The organism is Calidithermus roseus, assembly GCF_003574095.1.
GTDB lineage: Bacteria > Deinococcota > Deinococci > Deinococcales > Thermaceae > Calidithermus > Calidithermus roseus.
Map to the genome: position 1 here is coordinate 23710 of NZ_QWLA01000023.1, position 20155 is coordinate 43864.

At 65.4% G+C, this 20155-nt stretch carries 23 protein-coding genes; 7 read left to right on the top strand and 16 right to left on the bottom strand.

Going from position 1 to position 20155, the window contains the following annotated elements:
- Positions 1 to 5: 5 nt before the first annotated feature.
- Complete coding sequence (locus Mrose_RS07475; RefSeq protein WP_119276994.1) at positions 6 to 971, top strand: GNAT family N-acetyltransferase; 966 nt, start codon at positions 6 to 8, stop codon at positions 969 to 971.
- A 37-nt stretch (positions 972 to 1008) separates the two neighbouring features.
- Entirely contained in the window at positions 1009 to 1821 is an 813-nt protein-coding gene (locus tag Mrose_RS07480; RefSeq protein WP_119276995.1) for a GNAT family N-acetyltransferase, read from the top strand.
- Positions 1822 to 1861: 40 nt separating this feature from the next.
- Here Mrose_RS07480 and Mrose_RS18565 read toward each other — a convergent pair whose 3' ends face one another.
- From Mrose_RS18565 to Mrose_RS07490, 3 genes are read right to left on the bottom strand one after another with little or no spacing between them, the layout of a single operon-like run.
- Positions 1862 to 2065 (bottom strand): hypothetical protein, encoded by a 204-nt coding sequence (locus Mrose_RS18565; protein ID WP_147371584.1) that lies wholly within the window; start codon positions 2063 to 2065, stop codon positions 1862 to 1864.
- A gap of 49 nt (positions 2066 to 2114) precedes the next feature.
- Positions 2115 to 2636 (bottom strand): chromate transporter, encoded by a 522-nt coding sequence (locus Mrose_RS07485; RefSeq protein WP_119276997.1) that lies wholly within the window; start codon positions 2634 to 2636, stop codon positions 2115 to 2117.
- The gene (locus tag Mrose_RS07490; RefSeq protein WP_119277004.1) at positions 2633 to 3172 is read right to left on the bottom strand and encodes a chromate transporter; all 540 of its coding nucleotides are present in this window, start codon (positions 3170 to 3172) and stop codon (positions 2633 to 2635) included. The genes Mrose_RS07485 and Mrose_RS07490 overlap by 4 nt, the downstream gene beginning before the upstream one ends.
- A gap of 120 nt (positions 3173 to 3292) precedes the next feature.
- Here Mrose_RS07490 and Mrose_RS07495 point away from each other — a divergent pair, with 120 nt between their 5' ends.
- Together Mrose_RS07495 and Mrose_RS07500 are read left to right on the top strand one after the other, a co-directional pair.
- Positions 3293 to 4363: a C45 family autoproteolytic acyltransferase/hydrolase gene (locus Mrose_RS07495; protein ID WP_119277006.1), complete on the top strand. Its 1071-nt coding sequence runs from the start codon at positions 3293 to 3295 to the stop codon at positions 4361 to 4363.
- Positions 4364 to 4513: 150 nt separating this feature from the next.
- A complete protein-coding gene (locus tag Mrose_RS07500) occupies positions 4514 to 4993 on the top strand; it encodes a macro domain-containing protein (RefSeq protein ID WP_119277008.1) in 480 nt (159 codons plus the stop codon).
- A 290-nt stretch (positions 4994 to 5283) separates the two neighbouring features.
- Here Mrose_RS07500 and Mrose_RS07505 read toward each other — a convergent pair whose 3' ends face one another.
- The 6 genes from Mrose_RS07505 to Mrose_RS07530 all read right to left on the bottom strand — a co-directional run bounded on the left by Mrose_RS07505 (position 5284) and on the right by Mrose_RS07530 (position 12907).
- Complete coding sequence (locus Mrose_RS07505; protein ID WP_119277010.1) at positions 5284 to 6534, bottom strand: TCR/Tet family MFS transporter; 1251 nt, start codon at positions 6532 to 6534, stop codon at positions 5284 to 5286.
- Positions 6535 to 6660: 126 nt separating this feature from the next.
- A complete protein-coding gene (locus Mrose_RS07510) occupies positions 6661 to 7881 on the bottom strand; it encodes a vWA domain-containing protein (RefSeq protein WP_119277012.1) in 1221 nt (406 codons plus the stop codon).
- Positions 7878 to 8783: an AAA family ATPase gene (locus tag Mrose_RS07515; protein ID WP_119277013.1), complete on the bottom strand. Its 906-nt coding sequence runs from the start codon at positions 8781 to 8783 to the stop codon at positions 7878 to 7880. Before Mrose_RS07515 ends, Mrose_RS07510 begins: the two co-directional genes overlap by 4 nt.
- Positions 8784 to 9037: 254 nt before the next feature.
- The gene (locus Mrose_RS07520; RefSeq protein ID WP_119277015.1) at positions 9038 to 9871 is read right to left on the bottom strand and encodes an FAD binding domain-containing protein; all 834 of its coding nucleotides are present in this window, start codon (positions 9869 to 9871) and stop codon (positions 9038 to 9040) included.
- Between the two features lie 74 nt (positions 9872 to 9945).
- The gene (locus tag Mrose_RS07525; protein WP_119277017.1) at positions 9946 to 12330 is read right to left on the bottom strand and encodes a xanthine dehydrogenase family protein molybdopterin-binding subunit; all 2385 of its coding nucleotides are present in this window, start codon (positions 12328 to 12330) and stop codon (positions 9946 to 9948) included.
- Between the two features lie 70 nt (positions 12331 to 12400).
- A complete protein-coding gene (locus tag Mrose_RS07530) occupies positions 12401 to 12907 on the bottom strand; it encodes a (2Fe-2S)-binding protein (RefSeq protein WP_119277019.1) in 507 nt (168 codons plus the stop codon).
- Between the two features lie 694 nt (positions 12908 to 13601).
- Between Mrose_RS07530 and Mrose_RS07540 the strand changes: the two genes are divergently transcribed.
- Positions 13602 to 13844 (top strand): hypothetical protein, encoded by a 243-nt coding sequence (locus tag Mrose_RS07540; RefSeq protein WP_119277022.1) that lies wholly within the window; start codon positions 13602 to 13604, stop codon positions 13842 to 13844.
- Between the two features lie 179 nt (positions 13845 to 14023).
- Here Mrose_RS07540 and Mrose_RS07545 read toward each other — a convergent pair whose 3' ends face one another.
- Both Mrose_RS07545 and Mrose_RS18570 read right to left on the bottom strand, forming a co-directional pair.
- Positions 14024 to 14554, bottom strand: a complete 531-nt coding sequence (locus Mrose_RS07545) for a DinB family protein (protein ID WP_119277024.1) — start codon at positions 14552 to 14554, stop codon at positions 14024 to 14026.
- A gap of 83 nt (positions 14555 to 14637) precedes the next feature.
- Positions 14638 to 14862, bottom strand: coding sequence for a hypothetical protein (locus tag Mrose_RS18570; protein ID WP_147371585.1), 225 nt, complete (start codon positions 14860 to 14862; stop codon positions 14638 to 14640).
- A 237-nt stretch (positions 14863 to 15099) separates the two neighbouring features.
- Between Mrose_RS18570 and Mrose_RS07550 the strand changes: the two genes are divergently transcribed.
- The gene (locus Mrose_RS07550) at positions 15100 to 15888 is read left to right on the top strand and encodes an enoyl-ACP reductase FabI (protein WP_119277026.1); all 789 of its coding nucleotides are present in this window, start codon (positions 15100 to 15102) and stop codon (positions 15886 to 15888) included.
- 134 nt (positions 15889 to 16022) lie between these two features.
- Here the strand turns inward: Mrose_RS07550 and Mrose_RS07555 are convergent, their stop codons facing one another.
- The gene (locus Mrose_RS07555; RefSeq protein WP_119277028.1) at positions 16023 to 16304 is read right to left on the bottom strand and encodes a YiaA/YiaB family inner membrane protein; all 282 of its coding nucleotides are present in this window, start codon (positions 16302 to 16304) and stop codon (positions 16023 to 16025) included.
- 133 nt (positions 16305 to 16437) lie between these two features.
- On the bottom strand, positions 16438 to 16899 hold the full coding sequence (locus Mrose_RS07560) for an HD domain-containing protein (protein WP_182482722.1): 462 nt from the start codon (positions 16897 to 16899) through the stop codon (positions 16438 to 16440).
- 62 nt (positions 16900 to 16961) lie between these two features.
- On the opposite strand from Mrose_RS07560, the gene Mrose_RS07565 reads away from it, so the two are divergent.
- Positions 16962 to 17669 carry an MIP/aquaporin family protein gene (locus Mrose_RS07565; protein WP_275052655.1) on the top strand — a complete coding sequence of 236 codons (708 nt, stop codon included), beginning with the start codon at positions 16962 to 16964 and terminating at the stop codon, positions 17667 to 17669.
- 57 nt (positions 17670 to 17726) lie between these two features.
- On the opposite strand, the gene Mrose_RS07570 is transcribed toward Mrose_RS07565, so the two are convergent.
- From Mrose_RS07570 to Mrose_RS07580, 3 genes are all read right to left on the bottom strand, one after another.
- Entirely contained in the window at positions 17727 to 18410 is a 684-nt protein-coding gene (locus tag Mrose_RS07570; RefSeq protein WP_182482723.1) for an HAD family hydrolase, read from the bottom strand.
- Between the two features lie 184 nt (positions 18411 to 18594).
- Positions 18595 to 19203 carry a 5-formyltetrahydrofolate cyclo-ligase gene (locus tag Mrose_RS07575; protein WP_245969692.1) on the bottom strand — a complete coding sequence of 203 codons (609 nt, stop codon included), beginning with the start codon at positions 19201 to 19203 and terminating at the stop codon, positions 18595 to 18597.
- Positions 19204 to 19210: 7 nt separating this feature from the next.
- Positions 19211 to 20155 (bottom strand): 2-oxo acid dehydrogenase subunit E2 (locus tag Mrose_RS07580; protein ID WP_119277041.1); only part of this gene is annotated, 945 nt, incomplete at its 5' end.

Sequence of the window (20155 nt, forward strand, 5' to 3'; positions counted from 1 at the left end):
GAAGTATGAAAACCCTCAACCTGAGCATTCGCCCCTTTGAAGAGCGTGACTATGCCGCGATTGCCGAGGTCTCCAACGCGGCCTGGCCCGACGAGGCCCACACCGAGGCCAGGCTGCGCGAGGACGACGACCACGCCCCCGAGATCAAGTGGGGGCGCTTCGTGGCCGAACTCGACGGGCGCGTCGTGGGGCACGCCGAATACACCCAGCTCGAGGGGATGTACCACCCCCAGAAGTTCGCGGCCTGGGTCACGGTGCGGCCCGAGTTCCGCGGCCAGGGCATCGGCAAGGCCCTTTATGCCCGGCTGATGGAGGCCCTCGAGCCCCACGACCCCATCTCCATCCTCAGCACGGCCCGTGAGGACCAGGCCGCAGCCCTCGCCTGGCTGCAAAAGCTGGGCTACGAGGAGAGGATGCGCTACTGGGAGTCGCGCCTCGACGTGGCCGCCTTCGACTTCGCGCCCTGGGCGGGCCGCATCGAGGCGGTGGAGGGGGCGGGCTTCGAGCTCAAGAGCCTGAAGGAACTCGAGACCGACCCCCAGCACCGGCGCAAGCTCTACGACCTCTGGCTCGAGGCCCGCCTCGACGTGCCCCGCCCCGAGGCCATGAGCGAGGTGTCCTTCGAGGAGTACTGCAAGTGGGTCTTCGACAGCCGGTACTACCTGCCCGAGGCCCACTTCGTGGCGGTGGAGGTCTCGAGCGGGGAGTACGTGGCGCTGAGCACCCTGTGGAAGACCGACGGCGACTACCTGGCCACCGGCCTGACCGGGACCCGCCGGGCCTATCGGCGCAAGGGGCTGGCGCTGGCCTTGAAGCTCAAGGGCATCCGCTTCGCCCAGGAGCACGGGGCCCGCGAGATTCGCACCGGCAATGAATCCAATAACCGGCCCATGCTCGCCATCAACGAGGCGCTGGGCTTCGTCAAGCAGCCCGCCTGGATCGACTTCGTCAAAGTCTTCCGCCAGGGCTGAACGCCCGCCCCGGCACCCCCATCAAGGAGCACCCGTCATGCAGTTGCAATCGCTGGGCTATCGCACCGACCTGCTGTTCCGCCGCTTCGAGGGGGAGGTGGTCGAGCGCGAGCACTACCTTGTGGTACGCACCCCGCGCAACCCCGGCTACCGCTGGGGCAACTTCCTGATCTTCGACCGGCCCCCACGGGAGGGCGACCTCGAGCGCTGGAAGGCCCTTTTCGCCCGCGAGATCGGGACCCCGCCTGCCTACACCCACTTCGCCTTTGGCTGGGACGGCTCGGAGCCCGGAGCGGTGGGGCCTTTCCTCCAGGCTGGCTTCCGCCTGGAGCAAAGCGCAGTGCTCAGCGCCCGCAGCGTGGTCCAGCCCCCCAAGCTCAACCTCGCCTGCGAGGTGCGCTCCCTGCTGAGCGACGCCGACTGGGAGGAGCGCGTCGAGCTGGCGCTGGCCGTCAACGCCGCCGAGCCGCCCGAGAAGCGCGAGGGAGAGGGCTACCGCGACTTCGCGGTCCGTAAGGCCGAGGAGTACCGCCGCATGATCGCGGCAGGGCTGGGGCAGTGGTTCGGCGCCTACCTCGAGGGCCGCCTGGCCGCCACGCTGGGCCTGTTCGTGTGGGACGGGCTGGGCCGCTTCCAGACCGTGGAGACCCACCCGCTCTTCCGCCGCCAGGGCCTGTGCGGCACGCTGGTGTACCACGCCGCCCGCATCGGCCTGCGCGAGATGGGGGCCCAGAGCCTGGTGATGGTGGCCGACCCCAACTACGTGGCCATCAAGATCTACGAGTCGGTGGGGTTCCGCCTCAGCGAGCGCATGTGGGGGCTCGAGTGGCACCCCAAAGAGCGGCTGTGAGCTTTCGAAGCGTGACCGTGGCGACGGCGGTCTGGGGCAGCTACCTCCAGGACACGCTCACCGGGAATTCAGCGGAATTGATGACCTCGTCCTTGTTCCAGATGTTGAGCCTGCCGCAGTGGGGGCAGAAGGTATGCACCTCGGAGATATCGCTGTCCTCGAAGCTCTGGCGGTCGGTGAACTCCATGTTGGGCACCACGATGACCTGGTCGCAGTGCCGGCACCTTATCCTGGGATGGGGCATAAGCGCCTCCTTCCGCGCGGTTGTTCCGCACCCTGATGATAGCGCAGCTTCAGCGCAGCCAAGTGAACGCCAGGCCCAGCACACCCCCCGCCAGCATGATCGCGAGGATGTTGGCGCCTCGGTAAATCAGCAGCGTTGCCAGCCCCACCAGCGCGAGGCCCCACAGGCTATCGAGCCCCAACTCGATGAGCACCAGCAGCATGCTGGCCGACAGGCCCATGCTCACCGGAACCAGCGCCATGCGCAGAGCCCGGCTCCAGCGGGCGCGAGCCATCCACTCCCAGCCGTGTACCAGCAAGATGGCCCCCGTGGCCCCCGGCAGGAACATCCCCAGCGCGGCGGCCACGGCCCCGACCGGCCCGCACGCGCTGAGACCGTAGAACACCACCGCCAGCATGTTGGGCCCCGGCACGAACTGGCCCATCGCGAAGCCGTCGGCGAATTGCTGGGGCGTGACCCAGCCCTTGGCGATGAGGACTCGGGCCATCTCGGGCAGGTTGGCCATGCCCCCGCCAAAGCTCACCAGCCCCAGGCGCAGGAAGGTAAAGAAGACCTCGAGCCCCTCGCTCACTCGGCCTCCTGCCAGTACAGCGCCACCCCCACCGGCACGGTGAGCAGCAGCACCAGCAGCAGCGACCAATGCAGCAGGCCATAGGTCACGAACACCGCCAGGGCCAGCAGGATGGCCTTGAGCGAGTCCAACCCCACCCTGACCTGGCGCAGCATGGTCGCCAGGACCAGGCCGATGGCCGCCGCCGCCACCCCGCTCAAAGCCCCTTCGGCGCTCGAGCCCGGCTGGGCCCCAAAGCGGAAGTAGGCCAGGCTCAGCAGGAGCATCAGGCTCGAGCCCGGCAGCAACACCCCCGCCAGGGCCACCAACCCGCCCAGCGCCCCGCCCAGCCGCGCTCCCAGGTGGGCCGCCAGGTTGGCGAAGACCGGCCCCGGCAGCACCCGGCACACGGCGGTGGTTTCCAGGAACTCCCGCTCGCTCAGCCAGCCCCGCCGCACCACCATGAGCTCGTAGATGTGGGCGGTGCCCCCGCCGCCGAAGGCGGTGAGGCCGATGTACAAGAAGGCCGTGAAGAGTTGAGGCAACGGTACACGCATGCTGGAAGGAGAATACTATGCTCAGAGCGGTTCCCACGAACACCCGCCAATTCCGTCGGTTATGGTCTGGAGTACTTTGCTGATGGCCGATAGCTGATAGCCTTTCCAAACGGAGATTTCATGAGCCTGCCTTACGTCCGACTTTCCGGTTCGTCCTACGACCAGGGCCTCACCCAGGGCCGGGCCCTGGCCGACGCCATCGCGCACAACCTCGAGGTCTACTTCCGCCGCTTCGAAGTCGAGGGCAAACTGCCACCTGCCGAGGCCCGGCGGCGCGGAGAGACCTACCTGGGAGCCATTCGCCAGCAGAGCCCGGCCTATGCCCAGGGCCTCGAGGGCATCGCGACGGGTTCGGGGCAGAGCCTGGTGGACATCGCCACCCTCAACGTGCGCTACGAGATCCTCTACCACCAGTTTGGCCGCGAGGTCCCCGACGGCTGCACCGCCTTCGCCCTGCTGCCCGCCCACAGCGCCGACGGAGCGTTGTGGATGGGTCAGAACTGGGACTGGATCGAAGACGCCAGAGGTGCCCTCCAGCACGTCACCGAGCCCGACGGCACGCGGGTGCTGGCCTTCACCGAGGCCGGGATCTTCGGGGGCAAGATCGGCCTGAACTCCTACGGGCTGGGCCTGTGCATCAACGGGCTGGTGGCGGTGGGCGACGACTGGGCGGGGCTGGGCAAACCCTTCCACCTGCGCACCTACGAGGCCCTGCGCTCGCGCACGCTGGCCGAGGCCGAGGCCAAGGTGAGCGCCGCCCCGCGCACCGCCTCCGGCAACTTCCTGCTGGGGCAGGGGGAGGTGGCCGTAGACCTCGAGGTTTCCCCCGCCAAGGTGGTGCGCTGGCAGGACGAGCGCCAACTGGTCCACGCCAACCATTTCCTCGACCCCCAGGCCCACGGCATCGAGGTGCCGCCCATCGAGTGGCTCGACCGCTCCGGCCACCGCCACCGGCGGCTAGAGGAGCGCCTGCGGCAGTTGGAAAAGCCGGGCCTGGCCGACCTGCAAGACGCCCTGCGCGACCGCGACGGCGCACCCTACGCCGTCTGCCGCACCGCCAGCGCCGAGGAGTACGAGCTGGGCGAGCCCTACCGCACCGTGGCCTCGGTGATCATGAACCTAAGCACCCTCGAGCTGTGGATCTCCGACGGCCCGCCCCACGAGAACCCCTACGAGCACTACGTCTTGTAGGAACTGCTATGGTCATCGACCTCGAATTGGCCCGGCGCCTCGAGCGCGTGGACGCGCTCAACTCCGCCGACTACGCCCTTACCCTCGCCCGCCTCGAGCCCCAAAGCCGAGCTACTCCTGCGGGCTGATGAGTGAGGCTACAATCGTCTCATGGCCCGCATCCACGTCGCCCAGGGCGACATCACCGACTTCGTGGGGGATGCCATCGTCAACGCAGCCAACAACCATTTGATCCTGGGAGCCGGGGTGGCGGGGGCCATTCACCGCAAGGGCGGCCCCGAGATCCAGGAGGAGTGCGATCGCCACGGCAAAATCCGGGTAGGGGAGGCCGCCATCACCGGCGCGGGCCGCCTGCCGGTCCGGTACGTCATCCACGCGGCGGCCATGGGCGACGAGCCCGCCACCCTCGAAACCGTGCGCTCCGCCACCCGCCACGCCCTGCGGCTGGCCCTCGAGCACGGCCTCAAAACCATAGCCTTCCCCCTGCTGGGCACGGGGGTAGCCGGGTTGCCACGCGACGAGGTGATCCGGGTGATGCTCGAGGAACTCCGCGCGGCAGATGAAAGCCTGGAAGTCACGCTCTACGGCTACTCCCAGGCCGACGCAGACGCAATCCGAGCGCAGCTTTAGAAGAGGGGGGTGTGGGGGGCTATAATCCCCTTGGGGACAGCGTTCCCCGAGTACCTTGAAAGTCGAGGTAGGGGGTTGCGGGGACAAAGTGTTTGCCTGGTCATGACGGTAGCAAACCCTCGTTCCCCGCGTAAAACCTTGAACGGGACCGTCCCGGTGAAAGAAGGGGAAGAGCCTCAACATCGGTATGGAAAACCACACAACAGGCCCGGACGGGGCCTTCGGGGATGGGCGCTGCACAAGCAGCCCCGTGAGAACCGAAAAGCCTCGGACTGAAGTCCGAGGAGTCGTCACGCGTGTTCCGCCACCGGCGTCGCAACCGGCGCCTCTTCCGCCTCCCCCGGCGGTACCCGGCGGAAGGTCAGCCAGGTGTTGACGAAGCCCAGGCCGTAGAGCAAGGCTCCGACGAAGAAGGGCATTCCCACCATCCAGGTGGGCACCCCGGCGCGGGCCACCTGGCCTAGCAGGAAGCCGCCGAAGAGCGGGCCCACCATGCCGGTGAGGCTCACCAGGGCGCTCAGCGCGCCCTGCACGGCCCCCTGCTCGCGGGCGGAGACCGACCTCGAGATCAAAGCCTGGCTGGCGGGCTGGCTCACGTTGCCGATGGAGCCCAGCAGGATGGTGGCGTACATCATCCAGCCCTGCGTCGCCAGGCCGTAGAGGGTGAAGCTCACGATCCCCGCGCCCTGCCCCAGCAGCACCGAGCGCCGCTCACCCAGCCGCCCCACGATGAGGCGTACCAGCCCTCCCTGCACCGCCACCGCGGTGACGCCCACCAGCACCAGCGAGAGGCTGGTCTGGAGGATGCTCCACTCGAAGCGGTAGGTGGTGTACTGCACCCACACCGTTTGGAGGATCTGGAAGGCCAGGTTGATCAGGATCACGCTCCCGCTGAGGCCCAGCAGCAGCGGGGTGCGCTTCAGGATGCTTAGCGCGGCGAAGGGGTTGTTGGAGGTGTGGCTCAGGTTGCGGTTCTCCAGCTTGAGCGACTCCGGAAGCACGAACCAGCCGTACAGCCCGTTGACAAAGGACAAGAGCGCGGCGAAGTAGAAGGGCAGCCGCAGGTCGATCTGGCCCAGGATGCCCCCGATCCCCGGCCCCAGAATGAAGCCCAGGCCGAACACCGCGCCGATGAGGCCGAAGTTCTTGGCCCGTTCCTCGGGTCTGGAGACGTCGGCGATGTAGGCGTTGGCGGTGCTGAAGCTCGCCCCAAGGATACCCGCGACCAGCCGGGCCACGAACAGCAGCCACAGGGCAGGGGTAACGGCGGCGATGAGGTAGTCCAGCGCGGTGCCGAAGGAGGCTGCCAGCAGCACCGGGCGGCGGCCATAGCGGTCGCTCAGCCGTCCCAGGATGGGGGCGAAGACGAACTGCATGGCGGCGTAAATGGCGATGAAAATACCGTTGTAGTAGGCCCCCGCCTGCACACTTCCGGCGAGGTGCTCGATCAGCTTGGGCAGGACCGGGATGACCAGCCCCAAACCCATCACGTTGATCAGGACGCTGACCAGGATAAAGACCATGCTGGCCTGACGCCTCACCGCATACCTCAACGATCGATCGGTGCGCCCGCTGGGTTCATAGCGCCGTAGGATACCTCGAGCACTGCGATATGTTCAAAGCTTATTTAGCATACTTAATAATGTATTAAGCATAACCACAGCCGCTCAGCTCGCGGGGTGAGCCAGACCCGAGCGCCGACTTCCGCCCCGCTGGGGGAGCTTTTCCAGGGCCCGGGCGAGTTGCTCGAGGCTGTAGAGATTGTGCACGGGCAAGAAGTCGTCCACGAAGGGCAGGGCGGCCACCAGGCCACGGGTCAGCGGCTGGTAGCCGGGAGTGCCCAGCAGGGGGTTGAGCCAGATCAGGCGGTGGCAGGATTTCTGCAGCCGTTCGATCTCGAAGGCCAGCAGTTCGGGGTCGCCCTGGTCCCAGCCGTCGGAGACGATGAGCACCACCGCGCCCCGGCCCAGTACCCGCTTGGCCCAGGTGCGGTTGAACTCGTGCAGGCTTTGCCCGATGCGCGTTCCCCCCGACCAGTCCCGCACCAACCGGCCCACCTCGAGCAAAGCTGCGTCCACGCTGCGCTTTTTCATGGGGCGGGTGATGCGGGTGAGCCGGGTGCCGAAGGCGAAGGCCTCCACCGTGCGCAGGCCCTGGCGGGTCTGGGCCTGGGCGAAGGCGTGCAGGAAGTGCAGCAGCATACGGGCGTAACGCTCCATCGAGCCCGAGACGTCGGCGAGGATCACCAGCGGGCGGGGCTTGCTCTTGCGCTGGCGCCAGGCCAGCCGCACGAACTCACCTTGGTGCTTCAGTGCCTTGCGAAAGCTGCGACGCAGGTCGAGCAAGGCCCCCGATCCGGCGGGCTGGAGCCTTCGGGTAGGGCGTTCGGAGATGCGCCAGTCGAAGTTTTGCAGCACTCGGCGGGCGGCCTCGAGTTCTTCGGCGCTCATGGCCTCGAAAGAGCGCTGCCTGAGGGCTTCGTCGCTGCTGTAGGTGAGGCTGCGGTCCACCAGGGGAACGGGCGGCTTATCGGATTGCGCCTCGCCCGAGCGGGGCACCGAGGCCACTTCCAGCGGGCGGGGACGGGGTTTGGCGGGCAGCAGCCCCCGCGCGTCCTTGAACAACTCGCTCAGGCTGTTCTCGCTACCAAACTCCTGCCAGAAGCGCAGGAACAGCGTGTGGAAGCGCTCGTAGTCCTCCCGCCGGGTGAGCAGGCTGCTCCGGGCGGCGTAGTAGAAGCTGCCGGCGTCGAGGATGGAAATCTGCTCGAGGGCGCGGACGAAGGTCATGGTCTGGCCCGGGGTCACCACCACCCCCCCTTCGCGCAGGAGCCGGGTGAAGCGCACCACGTGGGCTAGCAGGTGGCCGCTGGGGAGGGAAGGGTTCATGCGGGGCTGAGGGCGTTGCTCTGGGCCCGCTCGAGCAGGTCGTGGGCCATGCTCTTGGTCTTGATCACGTCGTCCTGGTACTTCAGCAGCGCACCCAGGGTCTCCTCGACGAGCCCTGGCTCGAGGCGGGTCGCGTCCAGGGCCAAGAGCGAGGCGGCCCAGTCCAGCGTCTCGGCCACCCCAGGGGCCTTGTAGAGGTCCTCCTTGCGCAACTCCTGCACGAAGGCCACCACCTGCCTCGCCAGCTTCTCCGGCACGCCGGGCACCTTCTCCCGCACGATGCGGTATTCCTTCTCGAAGGAGGGGTAGTTGATCCAGAAATACAGGCAGCGGCGCTTGAGCGCGTCGTGGATTTCGCGGGTGCGGTTGGAGGTGATCACCACCACCGGGGGTTTCTCGGCTTTGACCGTGCCGACTTCGGGGATGGTGATCTGCCAGTCGGAGAGGAACTCGAGCAAGAAAGCCTCGAACTCCTCGTCGGCGCGGTCGAGCTCGTCGATGAGCAGCACCGGGGCCTTGCCATTCACGCTCCTCAGCGCTTGCAGCAGGGGGCGCTCGAGCAGGAACTCCGCGCTGAAGACCTCGTGGCGCACTTTAGCCGCCTCGCGCTCGCCCGAGGCTTCCAGCAGCCGGATTTGCATCATCTGGCGGGCGTAGTCCCACTCGTAGACCGCGTTGCTCACGTCCAGGCCCTCGTAGCACTGCAAGCGGATCAGGCGGGTGGAGAGCATGTCAGCCAGCACCTTCACGATCTCGGTCTTACCCACGCCGGGCTCACCCTCCAGCAGCAGGGGCCGCCCCAGCTTGAGGGCTAAGAAGACCGAGACCGCCAGCCCCTTGTCGGCGATGTAGCGGTGGGCCTCGAGGGAGGCGAGGGTTTCCTCGACGGTGGAGGGCATCATGGCTCTATTTTCGCCCAACGGCCAGCGCCGAACGCAAGACGAGCGACACTTGGCTTTCAGCCATCAGCGGTCAGCCGTCAGCTAGTGGCCTGTGGTTACCCCACCCCGTCCCTCCCCGCCGGCGGGGAGGGGTATCCCCCAGCCCCCTTGCTAAGGGGGGCAAGCGTCTGGCGTTTCGCGTCTTGCGTTTGGCGTTTTGCGTACGACGTAGGACGTACGACCCACGCCCGGCATTCAGCCCTCGACCCCGAGCGCTAAACCAGCCGCAGCAGCGCCCGCTTGGCCAGCACGTCCACCAGGTGGGCGCGGTACTCGGCGGAGAAGTTGTGGTCGCCCATCAGCTCGCCAGCGTCCACCAGGTTCTGGCAGGCGGCCTCGATGCTCTGGGCGTTGAGAGGCTGGCCGGAGAGGGCCTGCTCGAGCTTGCTCAGGCGCACGGCGTGGTCGCCCGCGCCGGTGAGCGCGGCCCGCACTCCATTGGGCCCGATCGCCACCGCCACCCCCACCACCGCGTAGCGGGAAGCGGGGTGGGGGAACTTCTCGTACGCCATCCGAGCAACGCCCTGAGGCAGGGGGACGTGGACCTCGGTGAGGATTTCGCCTGGTCCGACGGCGGTGGTAAACATGCCCTGGAAAAAGGAATCCACGTCTACCAGCCTCGCCCCGCCGGGTCCCTGGATTTTCAGCTTTGCATCCAGGACCAGCACCACGGCGGGGAGGTCGGCGGCGGGGTCGGCGTGGGCCAGTGAGCCCCCGATGGTGCCCTTGTTGCGTACCATCGGGTCGCCGATCTGCTCGATGGCCTCGGGCAGGGCGGGGATGCTTTGCCTGACCAGCTCCGAGCTTTCAATCTCGTAATAGGTGGTGGCCGCGCCGATGACGAGGGTGTTGCCCTCGCGGCGGATGCCCCTCAGCTCGGGCACCCTGGAGATGTCGATGAGGGCCGGGGGGGTGGCCAGCCGCAGCTTCATGGCCGGGATCAGCGAGTGGCCTCCTGCCAGCAGCTTGGCCTCGGGGTTCTGCTGAAGCATCTGCAGGGCCTCGGAGAGGCTTTGGGCCCGGTGATAGGTAAAAGGAGCGGTGTACATGGAACCTCCGTTTGGGTCGTACGTCGTACGCCGGATGCTCTTGACATAGGACGTACGGCGTATGACGCACGACGCTAATCAGCGGCCTGGCGCATCTGCCGGCTGTTCTGGATGGCCCGCCAGACCCTTTCCGGGGTGGCCGGCATTTGCAGGTGCTTGATGCCGAAGGGCGAAAGGGCGTCGATCACGGCGTTCATCACCGCCTGTGCACTGGCGATGGTTCCGGCCTCTCCCGCGCCCTTCACGCCCATGGGGTTGACGGGGGAAGGGGTGACGGTGTGATCCAATTCGTACCTGGGCAGCATGGCGGCGGTGGGCACGGCGTACTCGAGCAGGTTGGAGCTGCGAAGCTCGCCGTCTTCGTCGTAGTAACCGTGCTCGTAGAGGGCCTGAGCCACGCCCTGGGCGATGCCGCCGTGAAGCTGGCCCTCCACGATCAGGGGGTTGATGATGTTGCCCACGTCGTCCACCGCCACGTAGCGCCTGAGCTCTACCTTGCCCGTCTCCGCGTCCACCTCCACGATGGCGATGTGGGTGCCGAAGGGGAAGGTGCAGTTGGGCGGGTCGTAGTAGGTGGTCTCGTCGAGGAAAGGCTCCACCCCCGGCGGCAGGCTGTAGGCCAGCGAGGCTTGCAGGGCGATTTCGGCCAGGGTCTTGGCCTTGTCGGGGGAGCCTTTGACGTAAGCCTTGCCGTTTTCGAAGACCATGTCCTCGGGAGCGGCCTCGAGCATGTGCGCGGCGATGATCTTGGCCTTCTCCTTGATCTTCTGCACGCTCTTGTGCACTGCCGTGCCGCCCACCGCCAGGCTGCGGCTGCCGTAGGTGCCGTAGCCGAAGGGGGCCGCCAGGGTGTCGCCCCACTCGATGGTCACGTCTTCGTAAGGCACGCCCAGCTCGTCGGCCACGATCTGGGCGAAGGTGGTCTCCACCCCCTGTCCGTGCGGCAGCGAGCCGGTGGTCACCACCACCTTGCCGGTGAGGTGGACCCGCACGTTGGCGCTTTCGAACAAGCCCGCGCCCCAGCCCTGGCCCACCGCGCCGATCCAGGCGCTGGGGGCCACCCCGCAGATCTCCACGTAGGAGCTGATGCCCAGCCCCAGATAGCGCCCTTGCTTACGGGCTTCAGCCTGTTCTTTGCGGAAGTTCTCGTAACCCACCATTTGCAGGGCCTTATTCAGGGCGGGCTCGTAGTTGCCGCTGTCGTAAGGCAGCATGCCCAGGCCGTTGTCGTAGGGGAAGTCCTGGGGCTGGATGAAGTTTCTCCGCCGCACCTCGGCTGGGTCCATGCCGATCTCGGCGGCGAAGCGGTCCATCATCCGCTCGATGAGGTAACTGGCCTCGGGGCGGCCCGCGCCCCGGTAGGCGTCCACCATCGCGGTGTTGGTGTACACGCCCCAAACCTTGACGTGGGCGGCGGGAATCTTGTACACCCCGGTGATGATGCGCCCGTAGAGGGTGGTGGGGATCCCCCCGGCGATGGTGGAGAAGTACCCGCCCAGGTTGGCCCAGGTTTTCACGCGCAGCCCCGTGACCTTGCCATCACGGGTCCCGGCGATCTCCACCTCGGTGACGTGGTCGCGTCCATGGGTCGAGGCCTTGTAGTTCTCCGAGCGCTCCTCGACGTACTTGACCGGGCGGCCCAGCCTGCGCGCGGCCCACATGGTAAAAGCGTAGTCGGCGTAGCAGAAGATCTTCTGTCCGAAGCCGCCTCCCACGTTGGGCGCGATGCAGCGCAGCTTGGTCTCGGGGATGCCGAACACGAACGCGGTCAGCAGCAGGCGGTGAACGTGCGGGGCCTGCGAGGTCATCCACAGCGTGAACTCACCCGTGGCCGCATCGTAGCGGGCCACGCAGCCCCGTGTTTCCATGGGGGTGGGGATCAGGCGCTGGTTGATGATCTCTTCCTTGACCACCACCTCGGCGCTGGCGATGGCGGCATCGGCTTTCTCCTTGCTGCCGCACTCCCACTCCATGCAGATGTTGTTGGGAGCGGCCTCGTGGATTAGGGGAGCGCCGGGCTCGGTGGCCTTGCGGGCGTCCACCACCGCTGGCAGGGGCTCGTACTCCACCTCGACCAGCTCTACGGCGTCGCGGGCGGTATAGCGGTCCTCGGCCACCACCAGCGCCACCCCGTCGCCCACGTGGGTCACCTTGCCCACGGCCAGGGCCCTGGGGGTTACGGCGTTGCTCTTCACCCCGCCTGCCTGCCAGGCCGCGGGCATGGGGTTGATGTCCATCATGTCCTCGCCGGTGAACACGGCCACCACGCCGGGGTGGGCCAGGGCCCTGGACACGTCGATGCGCTTGATTTTGGCGTGGGCGTAGGGGCTGCGCACCACCGCCGCGTGGAGCATGCCGGGGAGCTTGATGTCGTCGATGAAAGTTCCCCGTCCCTGGATCAGCTTGGGGTCTTCGCGGCGCTTAATGGCTTTGCCGACCATCTTGGTTACATCGGCCATGTCTGTGCTCCCTTCGGTCGCGCTGATGGCTCAGCGCGAATAGCTTTTTCGCCACCCGCCATCGGCATCTCTAGTCGTCCGCCACCGCTCCCGTCACCGGCTCGCCGCGCAGCTTGGCAGCGGCGTACTGTATGGCCAGCACGATGTTCTGGTAGCCGGTGCAGCGGCAGAGGTTGCCCTCGAGCGCGTGGCGAATTTCCCCCTCGCTGGGGTTGGGGTTTTTCTTGAGCAAATCCACCGCCGCCATGATCATGCCGGGGGTGCAGAAGCCGCACTGCAGACCGTGCTTTTCCCAGAAGCCTTCCTGAACGGGGTGGTAATGGCCATCCTTGGCCAGCCCCTCGATGGTGGTGAGCGACGAACCATCGACCTGCACGGCAAATACCGTGCAGGACTTAACCGCCTGGCCGTCCACGTGCACCACGCAGGCCCCGCACTGGCTGGTATCGCAGCCGATGTGGGTGCCGGTGAGCCCCAGGGTTTCGCGCAGGTAATGCACCAACAATTGCCGGGGCTCCACCTCGCTGGTGTGCTGGACCCCGTTGACCGTGACGCTGATCCTGACCTTCTCTGCCATAGCGCCTCCTGATGTTCAAAAGCCCTCTCCGAATCCGAGCCTTGGAGCCAGCCCAGGAGGACCCTGACCGCCTGTAAAGCGGCCCGACGCCAACGTGCTCTGGCTGGTGACCTTGCTCCCGTTGCAGCTGATGGGCGTCAATTCGCACCTCCTGGAGTCGGGGTTTAATGGAGGGAAAACCCACGGCGCGACGAGTCCCGTACGTCGGCCCATTTCAGATCTTGATAACCATTCGCCAATTACTATACCCCTTAAGCCCACGGCCACTTCAAGAACTCCACTCCATTCGCACCATGCGCGAAACGCGATTTTTCGGCCTCGTGTCGATGCCACAGGCAAACATCCACTGGGAAGTAGCGAAGGGGTTCCTGGTTTCGGCCACAGGATCTACTCCGAGGGCGACCCACGCGGCCTGGCGCTGCTGCAAACCCTGGGCGCGCGCTGCAAGGACACCCTCACCATGGCCCTGGTGCGCGAACTCGTAGCCTAGCTGCGGCACGAACTGGCTGAACAACCCACCATCGACATGACCCTGGCGGTGCTGGCGCGGGTGCTGAACCTGCCCACCGGTGCAGGGATGGCCATCTACGCCATCGGGCGGACGGCAGCTGGATCGCCCACGCGCTCGAGGAATACGCTAGAGCGTCACACATGGCATGCCAGATGCTCATGGTGCATTGCGTAAGATGATTTGGTGGACATCCTGCTCGCCGCCCTCATCCTCGGCCTCGCGGTGTACTTCCTCTTCCGCATCGGCCGGGCCTTCTGGCCCAAGCGCTTCGGCAGCGCGCCCGTCCCCGGCAGCTCGAGCCGCCTGCGCTGCCCCCTCTGCGGCGACCGGCTCAACAACGCCGAAGTAGAAGCCCTCCGCCAGGGACGGCGCAAATGCCCCCACATGGCCGAGTGCCCTTACCAGCGGAGCCGGTGGTTGAACTAGCGAGGGGAGCTACTGGCCGAGGGCCAAAGCGTTTAGCATTTTGCGTAGGGCGTACGACGTAAGACGCACCACCTGCGCCTAACGAAAAAATCGCGGCTCTCGGCCGCTGATATCCTTAATATAACCGGATATGCAAAAATGTAAAGTGGTATGCAAGAAGCCCGGCCTGGACAAGGAAATTACGTACCCTCGAGGCGGGTGGGGATCTGGGCGAGGTGATGACGCTCGTGGAAGACGGCGGTCTGTAGCCATCCCAGGCCGTTCAGCTCGCCAAAGAAAGGGTGGGGGAAGGTCGCGGGGTGCTCGAGCAGCTCGCCGCTCTTCTCCACCTCTGCCAGCAGGAAGGCCCGTTGTTCGGCCAGCAACTGGGCGATCTGGGCCTTGCTCAGCCCGCCCTTGGGGCGGATGATGGCTGGGGCCTGGGCCTTACCCCCCTTGAGTTCTCCGGCAGGCACTGTAACCGCCTCGAGCGCTTCCCCCTGCGCGATGCGACGCAGGCGGCGAATAACCCGGGCAAAGGAGCCCTCGGCCAGGGCGACGTGCTCCATGAGTAGCGCGACGCTCCAGGTTTCGGGATCGGGCTGGCGAAAAAAAGTTTCTTCGGGGATGGCCTCGAGCTGGTGCAACAACTCCCGGCGGGTGCGCTCGAGGTGGCACAGGCAATATGCCTTGTCCCCGAAGCGCTTGAGAGATTCAGGGTCGCTCAACATGAGGGCATTCTACGACCCTCCGGTGGGCCCGCTTGAAGCAAGTGGGCCACCCCCTGAAGGGTGGCCCGCAGCCTGGTAAAGCTTTAGCTGATCAGCCTGCGGCGGGCTTGTGCGTCGAGGCTCAGCCGCACCACGCCCTTGAGGTAGAGATCGTGCAGGGCGTGCCCGCCCAGCACCCGCTCGAACTGGTCGATGCCGACCTCGAGTTCCCTGTCCTCCAGAAGCAACCGCACCCGGTCAAGTGTCCCCGGAACCCAACGGCATTCGACCTTCTCGCCCATCTTAATTTTGGGTTGTTTCGGTGACATATGGTCCTCCTTTTGCTTGACTTGCGACGTTGGGGTTAAGGGATGCATCAATTTGTATCACAAAGCCTACACGAACACAAATAGAGATGAATGTCCCCAGCGGGATATTTCAACTTGGTATTTCTTGAGTCGAACAAAATATTGCAAACGTTATCACTAAAGATTCAGTAAAGGTGCTTCGGGCGGCTCGAGCCGCGGGCTTGGCTTGGTGGGGAGTGGGATAAGATACTCATCACTATGGTTCCGATCGACCTGTCGGGCAAAAAAGCATTGGTGATGGGCGTGACCAACGAGAGCAGCCTGGGCTGGGCCATTGCCCAGAAACTGCACCAGGCCGGGGCTACCCTGGCGTTCAGCTACCAGGGTGAACGGCTGAGGGAGAAGATCGAAAAGCTTACCACCGGCATGCACGGGGTGCGCTTGTACGAAGTGGACGTGACCAACGAGGAAGCCATCAAGGCCATGATGGCCGACCTCAAGGAGGCCTGGGGCGGCCTGGACTGCCTGGTGCACTCCATCGCCTTCGCACCCCGGCCTGCGATGGAAGGCCGTTACATCGAGACCACCCGCGAAGACTGGACGCTGGCCCTGCAGGTTTCGGCCTACTCCCTGCTGGCGGTGGTGCGCGAGGCCGAAGCGCTGCTCAACGAGGGGGCCTCGGTGGTGACGCTCAGCTACTACGCCGCGGAGAAAGTGGTGCCCAAGTACAACGTCATGGGCATCGCCAAGAGCGCCCTCGAGGCCACCGTGCGCTACCTAGCCTACGACCTGGGGCCCAAAAACGTGCGCGTCAACGCGGTTTCGGCGGGGGCTATTCGCACCGTGGCCAGCATGAGCATTCCCGGATTTCGCAAGATGACCGCCAAGTACAACGCCATCGCTCCCCTCAAGCGCATGATCACCCACGAGGAGGTGGGCAACTTGGGCCTCTATCTGCTCTCGCCGCTCTCCAGCGGCACCACCGGGCAGACGGTTTACGTGGATGCCGGCTACAGCATCATGGGCATGGACTTCAGCGAGGAGTAGCTTTCCGAATATGGAAACCGTACGGGAAGCTTCCCATTATGGCCGATCTCCCAGTGAGGCGAATTGAGCCCTTTGGGGGGCCCCAGGATGGAAGTAAACCCGTTGAAGGGGGCTTAGTTGGGCATGTGAAGGCCTCAACTTACCTTCTCGAACTCGGTCAGGATTTTTTCGGTTTTAGCATCCCGTATGCGCTTGATCAGCTTTCGAGCCTCGTGCTGGTCGCGCAGGGTTTTCGAGAGGATGATCGTCGAGCCGACGGTAAAGAGCAGGCCCATCCCTAAATAACCCTTAACCCAGAGGTTTACGGGAAGGAAGATGACCCCCAAGGCCGTACAGCCTAGCGATATCGCAAAGCAGATCTGTACGAAGGCGACCCAGGCTGGCGAGTCTTGCTGTATGCGATCTTCGTCGAACATGTGGACTCCTTATCACCTAGATATTATGGAACTCTAGCAATAATCTTATCTGGATGCACCAAGATTGGCAAGCCTGAAAAGCCCTGACTGCGAGACTGTTCTCGCTATGTTCAATCGAATTGTTGATATTTTCCTAAAACTCCTGATCCGCCGCATGTAAGCGCCTTCCCCACAGGCTCTGGGGATGGTGGTGCTCGAGCACGATCGCGGCCACGCGCTCATCGCTGATGCGCCTTGCGGCGTACTCCGGGTGGTGGCGGCGCACCTGCCAGGCGCCGTAAATCCCACTTCTGAGGGGCTCGGCGGGAACAGGGGGGCTGTACAGGCCCACCAGAATGCGCTCGAGAGGGTGATAGGGCCTTAGGGCCTTGCCGCTGTCGTGCAGCAGGGCGGCCCGCACGACGTAGTCCGGGGCGTCGGGGTGGCGGGATAGCAGGGTTTGAGCTACCTCGAGGGCGTGCTCGCGGTCACGCACGTCCATGGCCTGGTAGAGCGTAACCTCCTCGGGGGAAAGGCGCTCGAGCGCCCAGGCATCGTCCGGCTGACACAGCGAGGGTAGAAAAGCTCGCAGCAGCCGACGGAATCGCCCAACCACACTCCCATGATATAGTTCCGCTGTGATGTAAAACCAATGGGTTCCATCTGAGAGGGCTCTGGATGCGAAGGAGGAAAACGATGAAGGCGTTTATTGCAGAGTTCATCGGTGTTTTTGCCCTGGTTTTCGCCGGGGTTGGAGCCATTCACGTTACCGAGGGTGGGGAACTGACTGCGGTGGCACTGGCCCATGGTTTGGCGATTGCTTTGATGATCCTGGCTGTGGGACACGCCTCAGGCGGGCACTTCAACCCGGCGGTGACCTTTGGCATGCTGATCACGGGAAACATCAAGCTTGGCCCGGCCATCGGCTACTGGGTCAGCCAGTTCCTGGGTGGGCTGGCCGCGGCGGCCTTGCTGGCGGGGCTGTATGGCAGCGAGGCGGTCGCCAAGGGCACCCCGGCGGTGGGGCTGGGCTTCAGCGCGCCGCAGGGCCTGGTGGCCGAGATCGTCCTGACCTTCTTCCTGGTGCTGGTGATCTTCGCGACCGCGCTGCACCATAAACTGCCGGTGGCAGCCTTTGCCATTGGCCTGACCATCGTCATGGACATCATGGCCGGAGGGGCCATCTCGGGAGCAGCCATGAACCCGGCCAGGGTGCTGGCTCCGGCCATCATCGGCGGGAGCTGGGCCGACCACTGGATTTACTGGGTGGGGCCATTGGTGGGGGCCGCCATCGCCGCCATCTTTTACACCCAGATCTACATGGTCGACGAGAAGGAAGAGGCCAAGCTGCCCGTGGACCTCACCTCGGATCGGCCTTCGTCCTAAAAGCCATGGCAAAGCGCGACGGGAGGCCGCACAGCCTCCCGTCGGTTCATGGTGTGCTCAGGAGACCAGTGACAGCAGGTCCTCGAGCTGCCACAGCAGGTGAAAGCTGTTGCGCGGATCGGGGATTCCTTGCGATTGCATCGAGTAGGCCGGCATCCCCAGCCGTCGAGCGGATTCGACGTGGTGGGGGTTATCCCCCACGTAGATCACTTCGCCCAGGGTCAAGCCCATCTGGGCTACGGCCATCTCGAAGGCCCTGGGGTCGGGCTTGGCCACCCCCATGCGGCTGGAGGCGAAGAAGTGCTGGAAGCTCAGGTCCAGGCCGTGGTAGGCCAGGCTCTCCCGCAGTGAGGGCAGAGCGTTGGACAGCACCCCCAGCACCAGGCCCTGAGCGCGCAACTCCCGCAGCACCCGTGCCACGCCGCGCACCGGCTTGAGGAAGCGGTAGTACGGCCACAGCACCGCGATCTCCTGTGGGGTGGGTCCCTTGGAGCCGATGTCCAGGTTGTCCAGCAGACTCTGGGCCGATTCTAGCCAGTATTGTTTCTCAGCTTCGGGGGTGGTTATCTCCAGCTTGCGGATCTTCTCGAGCTGCCTTTCCGACACCCGCCTGACCTCGCGCATCACCTGGCTGGGCGTGGGGCCATAGCTGGCCAACCAGTGCACGAAGTGGTCGTAGGTTTCATCGTTGGACTCGAGAAGAACCCCGTCACGATCGAAGAGCACGCCACGTATGACCATCCAGGCCAGTCTAGGGGCACGCAATTGCCCTTCCCTGTGAGATTTGACAATAGGGGGCGTTATCTGGTAAGGCCAACCTGCACAAGTGCTGGGGGGTGGGAGGGGCAGCCAACCCATGAGTTGTATGTGCTGCTTCTGTGTTGTCTGGCACGCAGATTCGGCGGTGTAAGCCGTGGGGGTCGCCTTAGCTTGTCCGGGAGTAACAAGCGGTTACGCCCTGCTCGCTGACCAGGTAGTGCACGGGCAGGTCCCAGGGGTCGGTAGGCAGCGCTGGCACGATCAAATCCTGGGGAATGAATCCAATCCAGAGAGCTTGGGGGACTGTGGGCAGGAAGCGGTCGTAGAACCCCTGCCCATAGCCCAGCCGATATCCCCGCAGGTCGAAGGCCAACCCCGGCAGCACCACCGCCTCGAGCGCGCCAGGCTCGGCCTGGGGGGCGGTGGGGGAGGGCTCGAGGAAGCCGTAGGGGTGCTTGATCAGCGGCGCGGGCAAGGGGTGAACCCGCAATTCCAATCCCTCGGTGCGGGGCAGGTAGTACTGCGCCGGCCACAGTTCCCTCACCCCTGCCGGGTCGGGCTCGTGGCCGAAGGCGCTGTAGAGCAGGACGTGCCGCACCGTGTGCTGAGCCAGCAGCGCGGCCAGGTGGGCGTTCATCGGCTGTGAAAGCTCGGAGATGGAAAGCCTCGAGCGGGCTCTCTTGGCCCACCTGCGCCATTCGACCTTGCTCGAGGAGGAAGAGGGCAGCGCAGCCGCCCTCTTGTCGTTGGGATCAGGCTCCAAGGGGAAATCCACCGAGGGCTCAGCCTTCAAAGCCCAGCAGGAAGGGGTCTTCCAGCATCTCCGCGACGAAGCGGCAGAAGCGGGCGGCGTCGGCACCGTCGATGAGGCGGTGGTCGTAGGTGAGGCTGAAGGGCATGATCAGCCGGGGCTCGAAGGTGCCCTTTTCAGCGTTCCACACGGGCCGCATCTCCGAGCGGGAGACGCCCATGATGGCGACTTCAGGCCAGTTGACGATGGGGGTAAAGCCGCTGCCGCCGATGCCGCCGAGGTTGGAGATGGTAAAGCTCGCGCCCTGCATCTCCTCGGGGGTGAGCTTGCGGTCTCGAGCCTTGGCCGCGATCTCGCCCAGCTCGACGGCGAGCGCGATCACGCCCTTCTTGTCCACGTCGCGGATCACCGGCACCAGCAGACCCGTGGAGGTGTCCACGGCGACGGCGATGTGGATGTAGTCCTTGAACACCACCTCGTTGGTGCTGGTGTCGATGGAGGCGTTGAACTTGGGGAAGGCCTTGAGCGCTGCCGCGGCCACCTTCAGCAGGATGGCGGTCATGGTCAGCTTGCCACCCTTCTTCTCGGCCCTGGGCCCGTACCTCTTGCGCAGGGCCTCTATCTCGCTCACGTCGGCCTGGTCGAAGTGCGTGACCATAGGGATGGTGCTCCAGGCCTGGGCCATCGAGCGCACCGTGGCCCGGCGGACGCCCGACATGGCCTCGCGGCGGGTAGGGCCAAACTTGCTGAAGTCGGGCAGGGTGGGGGCGGGGACGGTAACGGGGACACCGGCAGGAGCCGCAGGGGCACCACCTTCGGCGTAGCGGCGCACGTCGCTCTCGGAGATGCGGTAGGCCGGGCCTGACCCGGCGACCTGAAGCAGGTCCACGCCCAGCTCCCGCGCCTCGACCTTCAAGCGCTGCGCTCGCTCAGGAAGGCCTCGACCTCGCTGCCCACCCGCCTCGAGGTCGAGGCC